The sequence below is a fragment of the Thermomonas aquatica genome (genome assembly GCF_006337105.1).
In the GTDB taxonomy this organism is placed as follows: Bacteria; Pseudomonadota; Gammaproteobacteria; order Xanthomonadales; family Xanthomonadaceae; genus Thermomonas; species Thermomonas aquatica.
Map to the genome: position 1 here is coordinate 584024 of NZ_CP040871.1, position 16826 is coordinate 600849.

Here is a 16826-nt window from a genome sequence, read left to right on the forward strand (position 1 = left end):
GCCGCGATCAGCCCCGGGCCGCCCGCCAGGCCGTGGCCAATGCGGCGAAACGCCCCAACGCCGGCGACTTGCCGTTGGCGTAGCGCTGCAGGCGGCCGCGCACGATCGCGGCATGGATGCGCCCGGGACGGTTGCCGTCGCCCGGCGGCGGCCACTGCGCCAGCAGGCCGCGCGCCCAGCCGCGCACGTCGAGGTCGCCCAGCGGGGTGACGCCATCCGGATGGCGCAGCACGCGTTCGGCCAGCAGCGAGACCACCACGTTGCGCGCCGGCGCCGGCGCCACGCTGTCGAACAGGTGCTGGGCCACCCCGGCCACGGCCTCGGCATAGGGCTCCAGCGCGAACAGCGCCGCATCCAGGCTGGCCGGGCGTTCACGGCTGGCGCGCAATGCAGGCAGGCACATCGCCAGGTTGTCCCAGGGTGCGGCGACCTTCTGCAGGGCCAGGCCCAGCGGATGCCGGCGGATGCCGCGCGACCAGCCGTCCAGCTCCTCCGCCCACCAGCCCAGCTTGGCATCGCCCGGGCGCGGATCGTCCCCGCCCCACGCGGCTTCGCTCAATTCGTCGCGCAGGGCGAACCAGGCTTGCGCGCGTTCGCGCTGCGCCTCGGGCACGAAGGCTTCGGCCACGGCCCACTCCGGCCATCGCGCCCGCCACTTGTCGAGGAAGCCCTGCAAGGCCTCGCGGTCGCTCATCGCAATGCGCTCCAGAGTGCCGGATCCAGCAGGTCGCGCGCCGATTCGACCAACACGTCGCCGCCCCATGCGTGCGGATCGTCGCCTTCGGGACGATAGCCCCACAGCGCGACGACCGAACGCATCCCGGCCGCGCGTGCGGCATCGATGTCGCGCTGGTCGTCGCCCACGTACACGCAATCGGCGATGTCGACACCCAGCGTTTCCGCCGAATGCAGCAACGGCAGCGGATGCGGCTTGCGCTGCGGCAGGCTGTCGCCGCCGACCAGGATCGCGCAGCGCGTGTCCCAGCCGAGTTGCGGCAGGACTTGCCTGGCCAGGTATTCCGGCTTGTTGGTGACGATGCCCCAGCGGCTGCCGTCGGCTTCGATGGCGTCCAGCAGTTCGGCCACGCCATCGAACAGCACGCTGTGCTTGCCGAGCTCCTGTTCGTAGGTGTCGAGGAACTCGCGGATCACCTCGCCGCTCACTTCGCCGCCGAGTTCCGGGAACGCCGCCGCGCTCATCGCCCGCGACCCCTTCGAGACATGCGGGCGCAGTTCGGCCAGCGGCATCGGCCCCTGCCCGCGCGCGGCGCGCATGCGGTTCACCGTGGCCGCCATGTCCGGCGCGCTGTCGAGCAGGGTGCCGTCCAGGTCGAACAGCACCAGCTTCGGGAACATGTTCGACGTCATGCCGGTTTGCGCGCGCAGGCGAGGTAATTGATGTCGGTGCGTGCGATGACCCGCGCGCTGTTGCGCCACGGCTCGTACATCAGGCCGCTGACGTCTTCGAGTTCGAGGCCCGCCTCGCGCAGCCACTTCGCCAGTTCCGAGGGCTTGATGAAATCGCGGTACTGATGCGTTCCCTTCGGCAGTACCCGGGCCACGTATTCGGCGCCGACGATGGCCAGCGCGAACGCGGCCGGCGTGCGGTTGAGGGTGGACAGGAACAGGCGGCCGCCTGGCTTCAGCAATTTGGCGCAGGCATCGATGATCGAGGCCGGCTGCGGCACGTGTTCCAGCATTTCCATGCAGGTGATGACGTCGAACGATGCCGGCGCCTCACCGGCCAAGGCCTCGACCGGCATCTCGCGGTAATCGACCTTGATCCCCGACTCCAGCCCGTGCAGGCGCGCGACCTTCAGCAGGTTCGGCGCCAGGTCGATGGCGGTGACGCGCGCGCCGGACTGCGCCAGCGCCTCGCTCAGCAAGCCGCCGCCGCAACCGACGTCCAGCACCGCGGCATCGCGCAGTTGCGCGCGCTCGGCGACATAGCCCAGGCGCGCCGGGTTCAAGGCATGCAGCGCTTTCTGCGGGCCGTTCGGATCCCACCAACGCTGGGCCAGTTCGTCGAACTTGTCGAGTTCGGCTTGCGAGAAATTGGTCGATGCGGCGTTCATGCGTTGCATACCGTGGCGATGCGGTCGCGCCACTGGCGCGCGTTGGCGAGCACGCCATCGAGGTCGATGTCGGCCAGCACGCGCTGGCGCAACTTGTGGCAGCCGGCGATCCACACATCGCTGACCTGCTGGCGGCCGCAGGCGTAGATCAATTGCGAGACCACGTTGTGCAGCGGCTGGGTTTCGAGCTGCGACAGGTCGATGCAGGCGATGTCGGCCTGCTTGCCCGGCTCCAGGCTGCCGACCAGGTGGTCGAAGCCCATCGCCTTGGCGCCGCCCAGCGTGGCCGCGCGCAGGGCTTCGTGCGCATCGAAGCCGGCGGCGTCGTTGGCCACGGCCTTGGCCAGCAGCGCCGCGGTGCGGGTCTCGCCGACCATGTCGAGGTCGTTGTTGCTGGCGCAGCCGTCGGTGCCGATGGCGAGGGTGACGCCCGCGCGTTGCAGCGCGCAGGCCGGGCAGAACCCCGAGGCCAGCTTGAGGTTGGATTCCGGGCAATGCACCACGCTGACCCCGCGTTCGGCGCAGAGGTGGATTTCGGCCTCGGTGAGCTGGGTCATGTGCACCGCGATCAGGCGATCGTTGAACAGGCCGAGGCGGTCGATCCGCGCGATCGGCCGCTGGCCGTGCTGCTCGACCGACTGCTGCACTTCCTGCGCGGTCTCGTGCAGGTGCAGGTGGACCGGGATGTCGAGCTGGTCGGACAGCAGGCGCACGCGTTCGAAATTGGCGTCGTTCACCGTGTACGGCGCATGCGGCGCGAAGGCGGTGCCGATCAGCGCGTCGCCGCGCCAGGCATCGTGCACTTCGCCGGCGCGGTCGAAGTATTCGTCGTCGCTGCTGGCCCACGCCGTTGGGAAGTCGATCACCGGCAGGCCCACCCGGGCGCGGAAGCCGTGGCGCTTGTAGGTCGCGGCCTGCACGTCGGGGAAGAAGTAGTTCTCGTTGCAGCAGGTGGTGCCGCCGCGCAGCATCTCGGCGATCGCCAGGGTGACGCCATCGGCGACGAAATCCGGGCCGATCACCGCGCCCTCGATCGGCCAGATGTGCTGCTGCAGCCAGACCTTGAGCGGCAGGTCGTCGGCGACGCCGCGCAGCAGGGTCATCGGATTGTGGGTGTGCGCGTTGACCAGGCCGGGGATCAGCGCCGCATCCGGACGCGCGACGGTTTCCTTCGGCGCGAAGCGCGCGCGCGCCTCGGCGACCGGCAGCACGGCGACGATCGCGCCGCCGGAAACGACGACGGCGTGATCCGTCAGGACCACGCCGTGCGGGACGACCGGCACCACCCAGCCGGCTTCGATGATGAGATCGCAGGCCTGCGGGGAGAGTTCGGTCATCGGCTTACTTCACGCGGCTGACGTATTCGCCGCTGCGGGTGTCGACCTTGATCACTTCGTCCTGGGCGACGAACAGCGGCACCCGGACCACCGCGCCGGTTTCCAGGGTGGCCGGCTTGCCGCCGGTGCCGGCGGTGTCGCCCTTCACGCCGGGATCGGTCTCGACGATCTTCAGCTCGACGAAGTTCGGCGGCGTCACCTGGATCGGGTTGCCGTTGAACAGGGTGACCACGCACTCTTCCTCGCCCTTGATCCACTTGGCGGCATCGCCCACGCCGGCCTTGTCGGCCTGGATCTGCTCGAAGCTTTCCTGGTTCATGAAGTGCCAGTACTCGCCGTCGGCGTACAGGAACTGCATGTCGGTATCGACCACGTCCGCGGCTTCCACCGAGTCGGTCGACTTCATGGTGATTTCCTGCACGCGGCCGGTGCGGATCTGGCGGAAGCGCACGCGGGTGAAGGCCTGGCCCTTGCCCGGCTTGACGTAATCGGTCTCGAAGATGATGGAAGGCTCGTTGTTGACCAGGATCTTCATCCCGTTCTTGACGTCGTTCATGCCGAGGGTGGCCATGGGTACTCCTTGGGGCCACCCGCTGGGGCGGCTAAGTGTTGTTGGGTAAAATCTGGGGTTCTGGATTCCGGCTCGGCCGGACCGCGGATTTGGATCGCAGACGCACATGATACCCGCTGGCCCCGCGGCCTTGCAGCACGCCGTCCAACAGACGGCCCCTGCCCCGAACTGGCGCCAGGCCTGGCGCGACGCCGTGCGCGACCCGCGCGAATTGCTGGCGATGCTGGGCCTGGACGCGCTGGCCGCCGGCATTTCCGATGCCGCCGCGGCCCAGTTCCCGCTGCGGGTGCCGCGCGGCTTCGTCGCCCGCATGCGCCACGGCGACCGCCACGACCCCTTGCTGCGGCAGGTGCTGCCGGTGCTGGACGAGGACCGCATCGTCGCCGGCTTCGGCCTGGACGCGGTCGGCGATGCGGCCGCCCGGCGCGGCGGCGGGGTGATCCACAAATACAACGGACGCGCCCTGCTGGTCGCCACCGGCAGCTGCGCGGTGCATTGCCGCTACTGCTTCCGCCGGCATTACCCCTATGCCGAGGACACCGCCGCCGCCGCCGGCTGGCGCGAGGCCGTCGCCCTGATCGCGGGCGATGCCTCGATCCACGAGGTGATCCTGTCCGGTGGCGATCCGCTGTCGCTGGCCGACCACAAGCTGGCCGAACTGACCGCCGCCCTGCGCGGCATCCCGCACCTGCGCCGCCTGCGCATCCACACCCGCCTGCCGATCGTGCTGCCGGAGCGCGTGGATGCCGGCCTGCTGGCCTGGCTGCGCGGCCTGCCCTGGCCGGTGGCGATCGTCGTGCATGCCAACCATGCCCGCGAGTTCGATGCCGCGGTGGACGACGCGATGGCCGCCCTGCGCGATGCCGGCGCCCTCCTGCTGAACCAGGCCGTGCTGCTGCGCGGGGTGAACGACTCGGTCGATGCGCTTGCCGACCTGTGCGAACGCGGCCACGCCGCCGGCGTGCTGCCGTATTACCTGCACCAGCTGGACCGCGTGGCCGGGGCCGCCCATTTCGAGGTCGGCGATGCCGAAGCGCTGGCCCTGCATGCCGCGCTTGCCGCGCGCCTGCCCGGCTACCTGGTGCCCAGGCTGGTGCGCGAAGTGGCCGGTCGCACCGGCAAGACGCCGTTAATGGCTGATGTCGGCAGCATCCCCGCCGCGGAATGATGTAGCCTCCCGCCATCCCCCTGATCGCGAACGAAGCCCCTACGCATGGCCATCGGTAAGGACACCGCACTGCGACTGATCTTGGTCGACGACCAGGTCAACGAGGCCGAGGCCATCGTCAGCAGCCTGCGCAATGCCGGCATCGCGGTGCGCCCGCTGCGCGCGGAATCGCTGGACGAACTGGCCAGCCAGCTGGCCCAGCAGCCGGTCGACATGGTGCTGGCCGAACACGCCTCCACCCTGATGCCGTTCAACGAAGTGGCGATGGTGGTGATGGGCTGCGGCCGCGACGTGCCGCTGCTGGCGGTGCTGGACGGGGTGACCGACGAAATCCTGGACAGCGTGCAGTCGCAGGGCGCGCAGGCCGTGGCCCTGCGCGGCCGGCCCCAGCAATTCCTGAAGAACGTCCGCACCGAATGGCACGACCTCGACGCGCGCCGCTCGCAGCGCGCGCTGGAAGCGCAGATGCGCGAGACCGAGCGCCGCTGCGACGCGCTGATCGACTCCTCGCGCGAGCCGATCGCCTACATCCACGAGGGCATGCACATCCGCGCCAACCAGGCCTACCTGGAGATGTTCGGCTACGAGACCTTCGAGGACATCGAGGGCATGTCCCTGCTCGACCTGGTCGCGCCCAAGGACGTCGACGAGTTCAAGGCCCTGCTCAAGCGCCTGTCCAAGGGCGAACCGCCGCCGCCGCGGCATGAACTGACCGCGCGCGACATCGAGGGCAACGACTTCCCCGCGGTGATGGAATTCACCGCCGCGCAATACGAAGGCGAGGCCTGCCAGCAGGTGATCTTCCGCCGCCAGGCCCAGGACGTGGACCCGGAACTGGCGCGCCAGGTCGAGCAGCTGAAGCAGCGCGACGCCGCCACCGGCCTGCTCAACCGCCCGACCTTCCTCGGCCTGCTGGATGCCGCGGTCGCCGAGGCCGCCAGCCATGGCGCCCAGCACGGCCTGCTGCTGATCGAGCCCGACCACTACGCGCAGCTGCTGCAGGTGATCGGCCTGGACGCCGCCGACCAGCTGATGGCGGCGATGGGCCAGCGCCTCGAGAGTGCGGGCAATGGCGCCGTCGTCGGCCGCTTCGGCGAACACCAGCTGGCCCTGCTGGTGCGCGGCAGCGACCACATGGCCACCAGCGAACTGGCCGAACGCATCCGCGACGCCTTCGCCGAGCACGTGCTCGAAGTCGGCGAAAACTCGCTCAACGCCACGGTCAGCATCGGCGGCGTGCAGATCGGCGAAAAGATCGCCAGCACCAGCCAGGTGCTGGCCAAGGCCAGCCAGGGCGTGGTCGCGGCGATCGGCGTCGGCGGCAACCGGGTCGAGCTGTTCGACCCGGGCGCGGTGGATCGCGCCGAACAGGAACGCATCGACGCCTGGGTGGCGCGGATCAAGGTCGCGCTGGAAGGCGACGGCTTCCGCGTCGACTACCAGCCGGTGATCGCGCTGGCCGGCGACGGCAGCGAGATGTACGAGATGTTCCTGCACCTGTACGGCAGCGACGGCGAACCGGTCGAGGCCAGCACCTACCTCGCCATCGCCGAGGAACACGGCCTGCTCGGCGACATCGACCGCTGGGCGGTCGCCCGCGCCATCGAGCTCGCCGGCGAGCGCCTGCGCGCCGGCAAGCGCACCAGCCTGCTGCTGTCGATGTCGCAGGAAGCAGTGCAGGACACGAGCATGGCCGGCTTCATCGCCGAGCGCCTGGCCACCGCCGGCGTGCCCGGCGAGCTGCTGGTGCTGGCGGTGCCGGAGGCCAAGGTCTTCACCAACGTGCGCGCGGCCCAGGATTTCGTCGGCGCGATGGCCGGGGTCGGCGTGCGCATCGCCCTGGAACGCTTCGGCGCCGGCCTGAATTCGATGCAGCTGCTGACCCACTTCGACCCGGCCTTCCTCAAGATCGACCCGCAATTCATGACCGACCTGGCCAAGAGCGCCGATTCGCAGCAGCAGGTGCGCAACATCGCCAACCAGGCGCACGGCCGCGGCATCCGCACCATCGCCGACCGCGTGCAGGATGCGGCCAGCATGACCATGCTGTTCTCGGCCGGGGTGGACTACGTGCAGGGCAATTTCCTGGCCCCCACCGGGCCGAGCATGAACCACGACTTCAGCTGAACCGCGCACGGGCATGAGCGCGTCCCGCGGCCACGCCTACCGGGGCAGGTTCGCGCCCTCGCCGACCGGGCCGCTGCATGCCGGCTCGATGCTGGCCGCATTGGGCAGCTGGCTGCTGGCGCGGCAGGCCGGCGGCGAATGGCTGCTGCGGATCGAGGACATCGACCCGCCGCGCGAAGTCGCCGGGGCCGCCCTCGACCAGCTGCGCACCCTGCAGGCGTTCGGCCTGCGCCACGATGGCGGGATCGCGTTCCAGCGCCAGCGCGGCCATCTCTATCGCGCCGCGCTGGAGCAGCTGCTTGCACGCGGATTGGCCTTCGAATGCCATTGCAGCCGCGCCGAACTGGCGGCCGCCGGCGGCATCCATCGCGGTTGCGTGGCGCATGCGCCACGGCCGGATCCGGCGATCCGCCTGCGCGTGGCCGACGGCTGCGAGATCGCGTTCGAGGACGCGGTGCACGGCCAAGTCGTGCAGCGCGTGGACCGCGACGTGGGCGACTTCGTCCTGCTGCGCACCGACCGCCTGTGGGCCTACCAGCTGGCGGTGGTCGTCGACGACGCCGACCAGGGCATCACCGACGTGGTGCGTGGCGCCGACCTGCTGGATTCCACGCCACGGCAGATCCTGCTGCAACGCGCGCTCGGCCTGGCGACGCCGCGTTACGCGCACCTGCCCCTGCTGTCGGGCGCGGACGGCAGGAAACTGTCCAAGTCGGATGCCGCCTTGCCGGTCGATGCCGACGATCCGCTGCCGGCCCTGCGCATGCTCTGGGATTGCCTGGGACAGGCGCCGTTGCCCGCCGCCGCGATGCGCTCGAGCGCGGCCCTGCTCGACGCCGCGATCGCCGCATTCCGGCTCGATCGGGTGCCGCGAGCCGTCCCGCCGCCATCCGCCGCAGTGCACAACAGTCCCGCAACATCGCGTGACTAGAATCGAAAGCCAGGCATCCGCACCCCACATCCACAGGAGATCCACATGACTTCCAGAGTTGCCTTCGTGACCGGCGGCACCGGCGGCATCGGCACCGCCATCGTCAAGCGCCTGGCCGACATGGGCCACAAGGTCGCCACCAACTATCGCAACGAGGAGAAGGCGCGCAGCTGGCAGGAGCAGATGAAGGCCGACGGCTACGACATCGCCATCGTCAAGGGCGACGTCACCTCGCCCGGCGAGGCCGAGGCGATGGTGCGCGAAGTGGAAAGCACGCTCGGCCCGATCGAGATCCTGGTCAACAACGCCGGCATCACCCGCGACGGCACCTTCCACCGGATGAAGGCCGAGCAGTGGACCGACGTGATCAACACCAACCTCAATTCGGTGTTCAACGTGACCCGCCCGGTGATCGAGGGCATGCGCGACCGCAAATGGGGGCGCGTCATCCAGATCAGCTCGATCAACGGCCTGAAGGGCCAGTACGGCCAGGCCAACTACGCCGCGGCCAAGGCCGGCATGCACGGCTTCACCATTTCGCTGGCGCGCGAGAACGCCCGCAACGGCGTGACCGTCAACACCATCTCGCCCGGCTACATCGCCACCGACATGGTGATGGCGGTGCCGGAGGAAGTGCGCGCCAAGATCGTCGCCGACATCCCGACCGGGCGCCTCGGCACGCCGGAGGAAATCGCCTACGGCGTCGGCTTCCTCGCCGACGAGCAGGCCGGCTGGATCACCGGCTCCAACCTCGACATCAACGGCGGCCACCACATGGGCTGGTAGTGCGGTTCCCGGGCTGGCCCGGGAATCCCGGAGGATTTCGCGCTGCAAGCGTTCGGCCGCGTCGTCCGCTCCACATCCTCCATTCGCGCCCGCGGCGCGAATCGCCTCCTGGCCCAGGGGGGCCGGCATCGGGCCGGCATTGCCGGCCCGTCTTTTGCTGCAGCTTTGCTGCAGCTTTGCTGCACCTTGTTGCAACCCGTGCTGCACTGCGCCATGCTGCGCCCAGCGCCGCTAGAGTGTTTGCTCAATGTCCGCGATCCGCATCATCAAGAAGTACCCGAACCGCCGCCTGTACGACACCGAAATCTCCAGCTACATCACCATCGAAGACGTGCGCCAGCTGATCGTCGATGGCGAGTCGTTCGAGGTGCGCGATGCCAAGACCGGCGAGGACCTCACCCGGCAAGTGCTGCTGCAGATCATCACCGAGCACGAACAGGACGGGCAGCCGATGCTGTCCACCCAGTTGCTCAGCCAGTTGATCCGCTTCTACGGCGACTCCCTGCAGGGCTTCATGGGCAACTACCTGGAGCGCTCGATGCAGGTGTTCCTGGAGCAACAGCAGCAGTTCCGCCAGCAGATGGGCGGGCTGATCGGGCAGACCCCGTGGACCATGCTCAACCAGCTGACCGAGCGCAACATGGAACTCTGGAAGGACTTCCAGAAGAACCTGGTCGGCGGCATGGGCAGCCCGGCCGCGCCGCCGCCGCGCGACCGCAACAGCCAGAAGCGCTGAGTCAGCCCCCTGCGCGGCGCGCCAGTTCGGCGCGCACCGCGTTCCAGTCCAGCCCGCGCGCCTGCAGCAACACCAGCAGGTGGTAGGTGAGGTCGGCGGCTTCGCCGCGCAGCGCGTCGTGGTCCGCGGTCACGGCCGCCAGCGCGGTTTCCACCCCCTCCTCGCCCACTTTCTGGGCGATCCTAGCGATGCCGGCATCGAACAGTTTGCGGGTATAGCTCGATTCCGATGTATCGACCTTGCGTTGTGCGATCACCGCATCCAGCTCGGCGACCACATCGCCAACCGCCTGCGGGAAACAGCTCGCAGTCCCGTTGTGGCAGGTCGGCCCATGCGGTTTCGCCAGCACCAGCAGGCTGTCGCGGTCGCAATCGGCTTCCAGCGAAACCAACTGCAAAGTGTTGCCGCTGGTTTCGCCCTTGGCCCACAAGCGCCGCTTGCTGCGACTGAAGAAGGTGACCTTGCCGCTCGCCAACGTGGCCGCGAGCGATTCGCGCGACATGTAGCCCAGCATCAGCACGCGCAACGAATCCGCGTCCTGCACGATGGCCGGCAGCAGGCCGCCCTGCTTCTCCCAGGCCAAGGCGTCGCCATCGAAATCAACCACGGCGCACCTCGATGCCATTGTCGTGGAGCACGGATTTGAGCGCGGGGATCGCCACCGCGCCGGAATGGAACACGCTGGCGGCCAGCACGGCGTCCACGTCGGCATCGCGGAAGGCGTCGACGAAATGCTGCGGCGCCCCGGCGCCGCCCGATGCCACCAGCGGCACCTCGCAGACCGCGCGCACCGCACGCAGCTGCTCGATGTCGTAGCCGTCGCGCACCCCGTCGCTGCCCATGCAGTTGAGCACGATCTCGCCGGCGCCGCGCCGCTGTGCTTCGACGACCCAGTCCAGCGTGCGTCGCGGCAGCGCCTGCATCCTGTCCGGATCGCCCGTGTGGCTGCGCACCCGCCATTGGCCATCGGCATCGCGCAGGGAATCGATGCCGACCACCACGCATTGCGTGCCGAAGGCTTCGGCCAGCTCGCCGATCAGTTCCGGCCGCTGCAAGGCTGGCGTATTGACCGAGACCTTGTCCGCGCCGGCATGCAGCACCGCGCGCGCGCGTTCCACGCTGTCGATGCCGCCGGCCACGCAGAACGGGATGTCCAGCAGGTCCGACACGCGCTTCACCCACGACACATCCACGCCACGCCCTTCCGGGCTGGCGCCGATGTCGTAGAACACCAGCTCGTCGGCACCTTCGTCGCGATAACGCAAGGCGAGATCCTCGATCGCGCCCATGTCGACGTGGTCGCGGAAGCGCACGCCCTTGACCACACGACCGTCGCGCACGTCCAGGCAGGGAATGATGCGGCGGCTCAGCATGGCGCGGCCTGCGGCAACACGTCGGCCAGGGCGAAGCGTGCTTCCAGCAGGGCGCGGCCCAGCACGATGCCGGCACAACCAGCTATGCGCGAGGCATCGACGTCGGTGGCTTCATGCACGCCGCCCGAGGCCTGCACGGCGAAGGCCGGCCATGCGGCGGTGATGCGCCGATAAAGATCGACATTCGGTCCGTTCAACATGCCGTCACGGGCGATGTCGGTGCACAGCAGGTGGCGTGCGCCGTTGCGCGCGTAATGCGCCAGCAGCAGATCGAGTTCGATGCCGCTGCCCTGGGTCCAGCCATGCACCGGCAAGCGCCAGCTGCCGTCGGCATCGCAGCGCGTGTCCAGCGCGACCGCAATGCGTTCTGCGCCGAAACGCGCCAGCCAGCCGGCGACCTGCTGCGGTTCCTTCACCGCCAGCGAGCCGACCACGATCCGCGCGGCGCCGGCCTCGAGGATGCGCTGCGCATCCGCCGCACTGCGCACGCCGCCGCCGGTCTGCACCTGCAGGCGGCCGTCTTCGGCGATCGCACGCAGCAGCGGCAGCAAGGTGTAGCCGCCATCGCGCGCCGCATCGAGGTCGACCAGGTGCAGCCAGCGCGCGCCGGCATCGGCATAGGCCATCGCCTGCGCGAACGGATCAAGGGCATAGCGCGTCTCGCGCGCGTAATCGCCCTGCGCGAGGCGCACCACGCGGCCGTCGCGGACGTCGATGGCGGGATAGACGGTGAAGCTCATTGCGGGGTCCAGTCGAGGAAATTGCGCAGGAAGCGCGCACCGACCGCGCCGGAACGTTCCGGATGGAACTGCGCGCCGGCGATGCGGCCGCGCGCGACCGCGGCGGCGAAGGTCGCGCCATGGCTGGTCTCGAGGATGGCGTCCTCGCTACCGGCCACGCCGTAGCTGTGCACGAAATAGGCCTGCGCGCCGTCGTCGATGCCGTCCAGCAGCGGCGACGCACCGCGCTTGTACAGGCGGTTCCAGCCCATGTGCGGCAGGCGCACGTCCGCGGCTGCGGGCAACCTGCGCACCTCGCCGCGCAGCAGGCCAAGGCCGGCGACATTACCTTCTTCGCTGCGCTCGAACAGCACCTGCATGCCGATGCAGATGCCGAGCAGGGGCACACTCGATGCCGCCAGCGCGCGGTCGAGGCCGCCCTTGCGCAGGTTCGCCATCACCGGCGCCGCCGCACCGACACCGGGGAGCACCAGGCGTTGCGCGGCGGCGATGCGTGCCGGATCGCGACTGACCTCGGGCTCGACGCCGAGCCGCGCAAACGCCGCGCGCACCGAACCGAGATTGGCGCCGCCGGCATCGATGATCACCACGTCGTTCACAGCACGCCCTTGCTGCTGGGCAAGGCATCGCCCTCGCGCCGCAGCGCGATCCGCAACGCACGCGCCACTGCCTTGAAGCAGGCCTCGACCTGATGGTGGGCGTTGTCGCCGCGCACGGCCAGATGCAGGGTGATCCCGGCGGATTGGCACAGCGAGTGGAAGAAGTGCGGCACCAGCTCGGTCGGCAGGTCGCCGACCTGTTCGCGGGCGAAACTGCCGTCGAACTGGAAATACGGACGCCCGGACAGATCCAGCGTGGCGCTCGCCTGCGCCTCGTCCATCGGCAGCACGAAGCCGTAGCGGGCGATGCCGCGTTTGTTGCCCAGCGCCTCGCGCAGCGCCTGCCCCAGCGCCAACGCGCAGTCCTCGACCGTGTGGTGCTCGTCGATATGCAGGTCGCCGGCGCAGCGCAGGCGCAGGCCGAAACCGCCATGGGTGCCGAGCTGCTCCAGCATGTGGTCGAAGAAGCCCAGGCCGGTGGCGATGTCCGGCTTCGTCGCCGCATCGAGATCCACTTCGACCTCGATGTCGGTTTCATTGGTCTTGCGCCGCACGGTGGCGGTGCGCGGCGCATCCACCAGCGCATGCGCGATGTCGGCCCAGGACACGCCATCGCCGAATTGCGGGCTGCGCAGCTTGAAGCCGCGGATGCCGAGGTTGTCGGCGAACTGGAGATCGGTCTCGCGATCGCCGACCATCGCGCTGCGCGTCCAGTCGATGCCGCGGTCCTTGAGCAGGTGCGTCACCAGGCCGGTGTTGGGCTTGCGCGTCGGCGATTTGTCCTGCGGGAAACTGGTATCGATCAGTACCTCGCGGAAGCAAATCCCCTGACTCTCGAACACCTGCAGCATCAGCGCGTGCGGGCCGTCGAATGCCGCTTGCGGGAAGGCCGCGGTGCCCAGCCCGTCCTGGTTGGTGACCATCACGAACTGCCAACCGGCATCGCGCAGGCGCAGCAGGGCCGGGATCACGCCCTCGACGAAGCGCAGCTTGTCGTAGGTGTCGATCTGGAAATCGTCGGGTTCGGCGATCAGGGTGCCATCGCGGTCGACGAACAGGATCGGCGTCGGCGCGCTCATGCCGCCTGCCTCGCGTCCGCCAGCACCGCCAGCACGCGATCGTTCTGCGCCGGGGTGCCGATGCTGATGCGCAGGGCATCGCCCAGTCCTGCAGTTGCACGCATGTCGCGCACGACCACGCCGGCATCGAGCAGTGCATCGAATGCCGCCTGCGCGTCGATGAAGCGCGCCAGCAGGAAATTGCCCTGCGATGGATACACGCGGCGCACGCCAGCCGCGCCAAGCAGGCCCGCACGTAGGCGTTCGCGTTCGGCACGCGCCTGCGTGGCGGCGGCACGCGCATGCGCCAGCGCCGCCGGTGCGAGCGCAGCCAGCGCCGCCGCGACCGCCGGCTGCGCCAAGGGATACGGCGCCTGGCAGCGCTGCAGCATGCCGATCAATTCCGGCGACGCGAGCACGCTGCCGATCCGCGCGCCAGCCAGCGCGTGTGCCTTGGACAACGTGCGCAGGATGACGAGGTTGTCGTTGCCGGCCAGCAGCGCGGCGGCAGCGTCGGTATCGGCGAATTCGGCGTAGGCGGCATCGACCACGACCAGCGCCTTGCCGCGCAGGCGTTGCGCGAGGCGTTCGATCTCGCCCTCCGCGACGGCTTCGCCGGTGGGATTGCCCGGATTGCAGACGAAGACGAGGTTCGCGCCCTCGCGCAGGGCCGCATCGGCCATGGCGGCGAGATCGCTGCGCCAACTGCCGTCCACGTCCTGCGCCGGCACGTCGACCACGCGCGCACCGTGCAGCCTGGCGCAGACCGCGTACATGCCGAACACCGGCGGCGCGATGACGATGGCGCCCTGCCCCGGCGCACAGAACGCGCGCAGCAGCAGGTCGATACCTTCGTCGCTGCCACGGGTGGCCAACAGCTGCGCGGCATCGACGCCGTACAGCGACGCCAATGCATTGCGCAGTGCCTGCGGCTGTGGATCGGGGTAGCGCCGCAACGCGCCTGCGGCATCGGCGGGCGACACCGACGGCGATTCATTGGCGTTCAACCAGGCATCGCCACTCAGCGCGACGCCGCTGCGCGCGGACTTGTAGCCGGCGAAGTCGCGCAGGTCCTCGCGCAGCAGTGTCGCCGCCGTACTCGACATGCCGTTCATTCGGGCACCGCCAAGCGCAGCTGCACCGCGCGCGCATGCGCGTGCAGGCCTTCGGCCTCGGCCAAGGTGACCGCGCACGGGCCGATCCCGCCGATCCCCGCGCGGCTGGCGGTCTGCACGGTCAGCGATTTCATGAAGCTGGACACCGACAGCCCGCTCCAGGCGCGGGCCGCGCCGCCGGTGGGCAGCACGTGGTTGCTGCCTGAGCAGTAGTCGCCGAGCGATTCCGGGGTCCAGTCGCCCATGAACACGGTGCCGGCGTTGCACACCTGCGCGAGCCATGCGCGCGGTTCGCGCACGCTCAGGATCAGGTGCTCCGGCGCATAGTCGTTGCTCAGGGCGATGGCTTCGGCGATATCGGCCACGCGGATCAGGCGCGAGTGTTCCAGCGCGCGGCGGGCGATCTCGGCGCGTGGCAAGCTGGCAAGCTGGCGCTCGACTTCCAGCGCCACCGCATCCAGCAGCGCAGCGTCGTCGCTGAGCAGGATCACCTGCGAATCCGGGCCGTGTTCGGCCTGCGACAACAGGTCGGCGGCGACGAACACCGGGTTCGCGCCGGCATCGGCGATCACCAGCACCTCGGACGGGCCAGCAGGCATGTCGATGGCGGGGCCGTCGGGGCGTTCCGTGGCCTGCCGCTTGGCCTCGTCGACATAGGCATTGCCGGGGCCGAACAGTTTTTCGCAGCGCGGCACGCTGTCGGTGCCGAGGCTCATCGCGGCGATCGCCTGCGCGCCGCCCAGCTTGAAGATGCGCGCATTCGGCGCGTACTGCGCGGCCACCAGCACCGCCGGATCGGCGCTGCCGTCGCGGCGCGGCGGCGTGCACAGCACGATCTCGTCGCAGCCGGCCAATTGCGCGGGAATCGCCAGCATCAGCGCGGTCGATGGCAGCGGCGCGCTGCCGGCGGGCACGTACAGGCCAACCGGGCTGATCGGCCGCAGCACGCGTTCGCAGCGCACGCCGGGCGCAGTGTCCAGCGCGTAGGCCTGCGGCATGCCGGCGCGGTGGAAGGCCTCGATCCGCGAGGCGGCTTCGTCGATGGCGGCGCGCAGTCCGGGGCCAACGGCGTCGAACGCGGCGCGGCGTTCGTCCGCACTCACCTCGAATTGTTCGAGACGCACGCCATCGTAGTGTTCGGTGAGCACGCGCAAGGCGACATCACCGCGCGCGGCGACATCGGCCATCACTTCCTCGACGCGTCCGCGCACGCCGGCGGCCAGCGACCGCGTGGGGCGCGTCAGCAACTGTGCCTGCGTCGTCGCGTCCAGCACATTCCACTCGACCCGCCTCATGCCAGCATCCTCTCGACCGGCAGCACCATCAACCCGCGCGCACCGGCGCGCTTCAATTCCTCAAGGCGTTGCCAGGTGACCACGCCGTGGCACAGCGCCTGCATCGCCAGCAGCTCGCCGCCATCGACCGAATAGCTGGTGGGCGGCTCGGCATCGGGCAACAGGCGCAGCACGTCGGCCACGGCGTCGCGCGGCGCCTGGAACATCAGCAGCTTGCTGTCGCGGATGCGCAGCACGCCGTCGATCCGGCGCAGCAGCATTTGCGCGGTCTCGGCCAGCTGCGGGTCGAGCTCCGCCACCGGGCCGGCCAGCACCGCCTCGCTCTGCAGCAGGTCGCAGACCGGCTTGAGCTGGTTGGCGACGAGGGTGGCGCCGCTGGAAACGAGGTCGCAGACCACGTCGGCCTGGCCCAGGCGGGGCGCGATCTCGACCGAACCGTTCAACACCACCACGTCCGCAGCCACGCCTTGTTCGCGCAACCACGCACGGGTCAGCGCGGGATACGAGGTGGCGATGCGCTTGCCCTGCAATTGCGCGGCACCCTGCCAGTCCCAGTCGTTCGGCACCGCCAGAGACAGCCGGCAACCGCCGAAGCCGAGCGCGCGCAGTTCGCGGAAATTCGCCGGGGTGCCGGATTCGTCGCGTTCGCTGGATTGTTCGACCAGCACGTTGCGGCCGACGATGCCGAGGTCGCACAGGCCGCTGTCGATCAGGCCGGGGATATCGTCGTCGCGCACCAGCAACAGGTCCACCGGCGCATTGTCGCCGTAGCAGAACAGCTTGTCCGGGCTCTCGCGCCAGGACAGGCCGCAACTGCCCAGCAGCGCGCGGGCCGGCTCGCTCAGGCGGCCGTTCTTCTGGATGGCGATGCGGAGGCGGTCGCGCCCGGTCGGCGCGGGTTTGGGACTCATGGCA

At 69.7% G+C, this 16826-nt stretch carries 18 protein-coding genes; 5 read left to right on the forward strand and 13 right to left on the reverse strand.

Annotated features, from left to right (window positions below; translation table 11 throughout):
* Positions 1-7 precede the first annotated feature (7 nt).
* From FHQ07_RS02645 to efp, 5 genes are read right to left on the reverse strand one after another with little or no spacing between them, the layout of a single operon-like run.
* Positions 8-694, reverse strand: a complete 687-nt coding sequence (locus FHQ07_RS02645; RefSeq protein ID WP_139715220.1) for an isoprenoid biosynthesis enzyme family protein — start codon at positions 692-694, stop codon at positions 8-10.
* Positions 691-1386, reverse strand: coding sequence for a phosphoglycolate phosphatase (gph, locus tag FHQ07_RS02650; RefSeq protein ID WP_425476956.1), 696 nt, complete (start codon positions 1384-1386; stop codon positions 691-693). The genes FHQ07_RS02645 and gph overlap by 4 nt, the downstream gene beginning before the upstream one ends.
* Complete coding sequence (ubiG, locus tag FHQ07_RS02655; RefSeq protein ID WP_139715222.1) at positions 1365-2075, reverse strand: bifunctional 2-polyprenyl-6-hydroxyphenol methylase/3-demethylubiquinol 3-O-methyltransferase UbiG; 711 nt, start codon at positions 2073-2075, stop codon at positions 1365-1367. The genes gph and ubiG overlap by 22 nt, the downstream gene beginning before the upstream one ends.
* Positions 2072-3412: a TRZ/ATZ family hydrolase gene (locus FHQ07_RS02660; RefSeq protein WP_139715223.1), complete on the reverse strand. Its 1341-nt coding sequence runs from the start codon at positions 3410-3412 to the stop codon at positions 2072-2074. Before FHQ07_RS02660 ends, ubiG begins: the two co-directional genes overlap by 4 nt.
* Before the next feature lie 4 nt (positions 3413-3416).
* Positions 3417-3983: an elongation factor P gene (gene efp, locus FHQ07_RS02665; RefSeq protein WP_139715224.1), complete on the reverse strand. Its 567-nt coding sequence runs from the start codon at positions 3981-3983 to the stop codon at positions 3417-3419.
* A gap of 106 nt (positions 3984-4089) precedes the next feature.
* Here efp and epmB point away from each other — a divergent pair, with 106 nt between their 5' ends.
* The 5 genes from epmB (at position 4090) to phaR (ending at position 9731) form a co-directional block, all read left to right on the forward strand.
* On the forward strand, positions 4090-5151 hold the full coding sequence (gene epmB / locus FHQ07_RS02670; protein WP_139715225.1) for an EF-P beta-lysylation protein EpmB: 1062 nt from the start codon (positions 4090-4092) through the stop codon (positions 5149-5151).
* Positions 5152-5196: 45 nt separating this feature from the next.
* A complete protein-coding gene (locus tag FHQ07_RS02675) occupies positions 5197-7278 on the forward strand; it encodes an EAL domain-containing protein (protein WP_139715226.1) in 2082 nt (693 codons plus the stop codon).
* A 13-nt stretch (positions 7279-7291) separates the two neighbouring features.
* The gene (gene gluQRS, locus FHQ07_RS02680) at positions 7292-8209 is read left to right on the forward strand and encodes a tRNA glutamyl-Q(34) synthetase GluQRS (RefSeq protein ID WP_139715227.1); all 918 of its coding nucleotides are present in this window, start codon (positions 7292-7294) and stop codon (positions 8207-8209) included.
* Positions 8210-8254: 45 nt separating this feature from the next.
* Positions 8255-8995: an acetoacetyl-CoA reductase gene (phbB, locus tag FHQ07_RS02685; protein WP_139715228.1), complete on the forward strand. Its 741-nt coding sequence runs from the start codon at positions 8255-8257 to the stop codon at positions 8993-8995.
* Positions 8996-9242: 247 nt separating this feature from the next.
* On the forward strand, positions 9243-9731 hold the full coding sequence (gene phaR, locus FHQ07_RS02690; protein WP_139715229.1) for a polyhydroxyalkanoate synthesis repressor PhaR: 489 nt from the start codon (positions 9243-9245) through the stop codon (positions 9729-9731).
* 1 nt (position 9732) lies between these two features.
* On the opposite strand, the gene hisIE is transcribed toward phaR, so the two are convergent.
* From hisIE to hisG, 8 genes are read right to left on the reverse strand one after another with little or no spacing between them, the layout of a single operon-like run.
* Entirely contained in the window at positions 9733-10356 is a 624-nt protein-coding gene (gene hisIE / locus FHQ07_RS02695; protein ID WP_139715230.1) for a bifunctional phosphoribosyl-AMP cyclohydrolase/phosphoribosyl-ATP diphosphatase HisIE, read from the reverse strand.
* Complete coding sequence (hisF, locus tag FHQ07_RS02700; RefSeq protein ID WP_139715231.1) at positions 10331-11104, reverse strand: imidazole glycerol phosphate synthase subunit HisF; 774 nt, start codon at positions 11102-11104, stop codon at positions 10331-10333. The genes hisIE and hisF overlap by 26 nt, the downstream gene beginning before the upstream one ends.
* Entirely contained in the window at positions 11098-11844 is a 747-nt protein-coding gene (locus FHQ07_RS02705) for a 1-(5-phosphoribosyl)-5-[(5-phosphoribosylamino)methylideneamino]imidazole-4-carboxamide isomerase (RefSeq protein ID WP_139715232.1), read from the reverse strand. The genes hisF and FHQ07_RS02705 overlap by 7 nt, the downstream gene beginning before the upstream one ends.
* Positions 11841-12443, reverse strand: coding sequence for an imidazole glycerol phosphate synthase subunit HisH (hisH, locus tag FHQ07_RS02710; protein ID WP_139715233.1), 603 nt, complete (start codon positions 12441-12443; stop codon positions 11841-11843). The genes FHQ07_RS02705 and hisH overlap by 4 nt, the downstream gene beginning before the upstream one ends.
* Positions 12440-13522 carry a bifunctional histidinol-phosphatase/imidazoleglycerol-phosphate dehydratase HisB gene (hisB, locus tag FHQ07_RS02715; RefSeq protein ID WP_139715234.1) on the reverse strand — a complete coding sequence of 361 codons (1083 nt, stop codon included), beginning with the start codon at positions 13520-13522 and terminating at the stop codon, positions 12440-12442. Before hisB ends, hisH begins: the two co-directional genes overlap by 4 nt.
* A complete protein-coding gene (gene hisC / locus FHQ07_RS02720) occupies positions 13519-14616 on the reverse strand; it encodes a histidinol-phosphate transaminase (protein ID WP_139715235.1) in 1098 nt (365 codons plus the stop codon). Before hisC ends, hisB begins: the two co-directional genes overlap by 4 nt.
* Positions 14613-15911, reverse strand: coding sequence for a histidinol dehydrogenase (gene hisD / locus FHQ07_RS02725; RefSeq protein ID WP_139715236.1), 1299 nt, complete (start codon positions 15909-15911; stop codon positions 14613-14615). Before hisD ends, hisC begins: the two co-directional genes overlap by 4 nt.
* Positions 15908-16822, reverse strand: coding sequence for an ATP phosphoribosyltransferase (hisG, locus tag FHQ07_RS02730; protein ID WP_139715237.1), 915 nt, complete (start codon positions 16820-16822; stop codon positions 15908-15910). Before hisG ends, hisD begins: the two co-directional genes overlap by 4 nt.
* Positions 16823-16826 lie beyond the last annotated feature (4 nt).

Excerpts from the sequence above, each read along its gene's own strand:
- gluQRS (WP_139715227.1), top strand. The coding sequence starts at position 7,292 with ATGAGCGCGTCCCGCGGCCACGCCTACCGGGGCAGGTTCGCGCCCTCG.
- FHQ07_RS02675 (WP_139715226.1), top strand. The coding sequence starts at position 5,197 with ATGGCCATCGGTAAGGACACCGCACTGCGACTGATCTTGGTCGACGAC.
- phaR (WP_139715229.1), top strand. The coding sequence starts at position 9,243 with ATGTCCGCGATCCGCATCATCAAGAAGTACCCGAACCGCCGCCTGTAC.
- efp (WP_139715224.1), bottom strand. The coding sequence starts at position 3,983 with ATGGCCACCCTCGGCATGAACGACGTCAAGAACGGGATGAAGATCCTG.
- phbB (WP_139715228.1), top strand. The coding sequence starts at position 8,255 with ATGACTTCCAGAGTTGCCTTCGTGACCGGCGGCACCGGCGGCATCGGC.
- hisB (WP_139715234.1), bottom strand. The coding sequence starts at position 13,522 with ATGAGCGCGCCGACGCCGATCCTGTTCGTCGACCGCGATGGCACCCTG.
- FHQ07_RS02645 (WP_139715220.1), bottom strand. The coding sequence starts at position 694 with ATGAGCGACCGCGAGGCCTTGCAGGGCTTCCTCGACAAGTGGCGGGCG.
- hisD (WP_139715236.1), bottom strand. The coding sequence starts at position 15,911 with ATGAGGCGGGTCGAGTGGAATGTGCTGGACGCGACGACGCAGGCACAG.
- hisC (WP_139715235.1), bottom strand. The coding sequence starts at position 14,616 with ATGAACGGCATGTCGAGTACGGCGGCGACACTGCTGCGCGAGGACCTG.
- hisF (WP_139715231.1), bottom strand. The coding sequence starts at position 11,104 with ATGCTGAGCCGCCGCATCATTCCCTGCCTGGACGTGCGCGACGGTCGT.
- epmB (WP_139715225.1), top strand. The coding sequence starts at position 4,090 with ATGATACCCGCTGGCCCCGCGGCCTTGCAGCACGCCGTCCAACAGACG.
- FHQ07_RS02705 (WP_139715232.1), bottom strand. The coding sequence starts at position 11,844 with ATGAGCTTCACCGTCTATCCCGCCATCGACGTCCGCGACGGCCGCGTG.
- FHQ07_RS02660 (WP_139715223.1), bottom strand. The coding sequence starts at position 3,412 with ATGACCGAACTCTCCCCGCAGGCCTGCGATCTCATCATCGAAGCCGGC.
- hisG (WP_139715237.1), bottom strand. The coding sequence starts at position 16,822 with ATGAGTCCCAAACCCGCGCCGACCGGGCGCGACCGCCTCCGCATCGCC.
- hisIE (WP_139715230.1), bottom strand. The coding sequence starts at position 10,356 with ATGGCATCGAGGTGCGCCGTGGTTGATTTCGATGGCGACGCCTTGGCC.
- ubiG (WP_139715222.1), bottom strand. The coding sequence starts at position 2,075 with ATGAACGCCGCATCGACCAATTTCTCGCAAGCCGAACTCGACAAGTTC.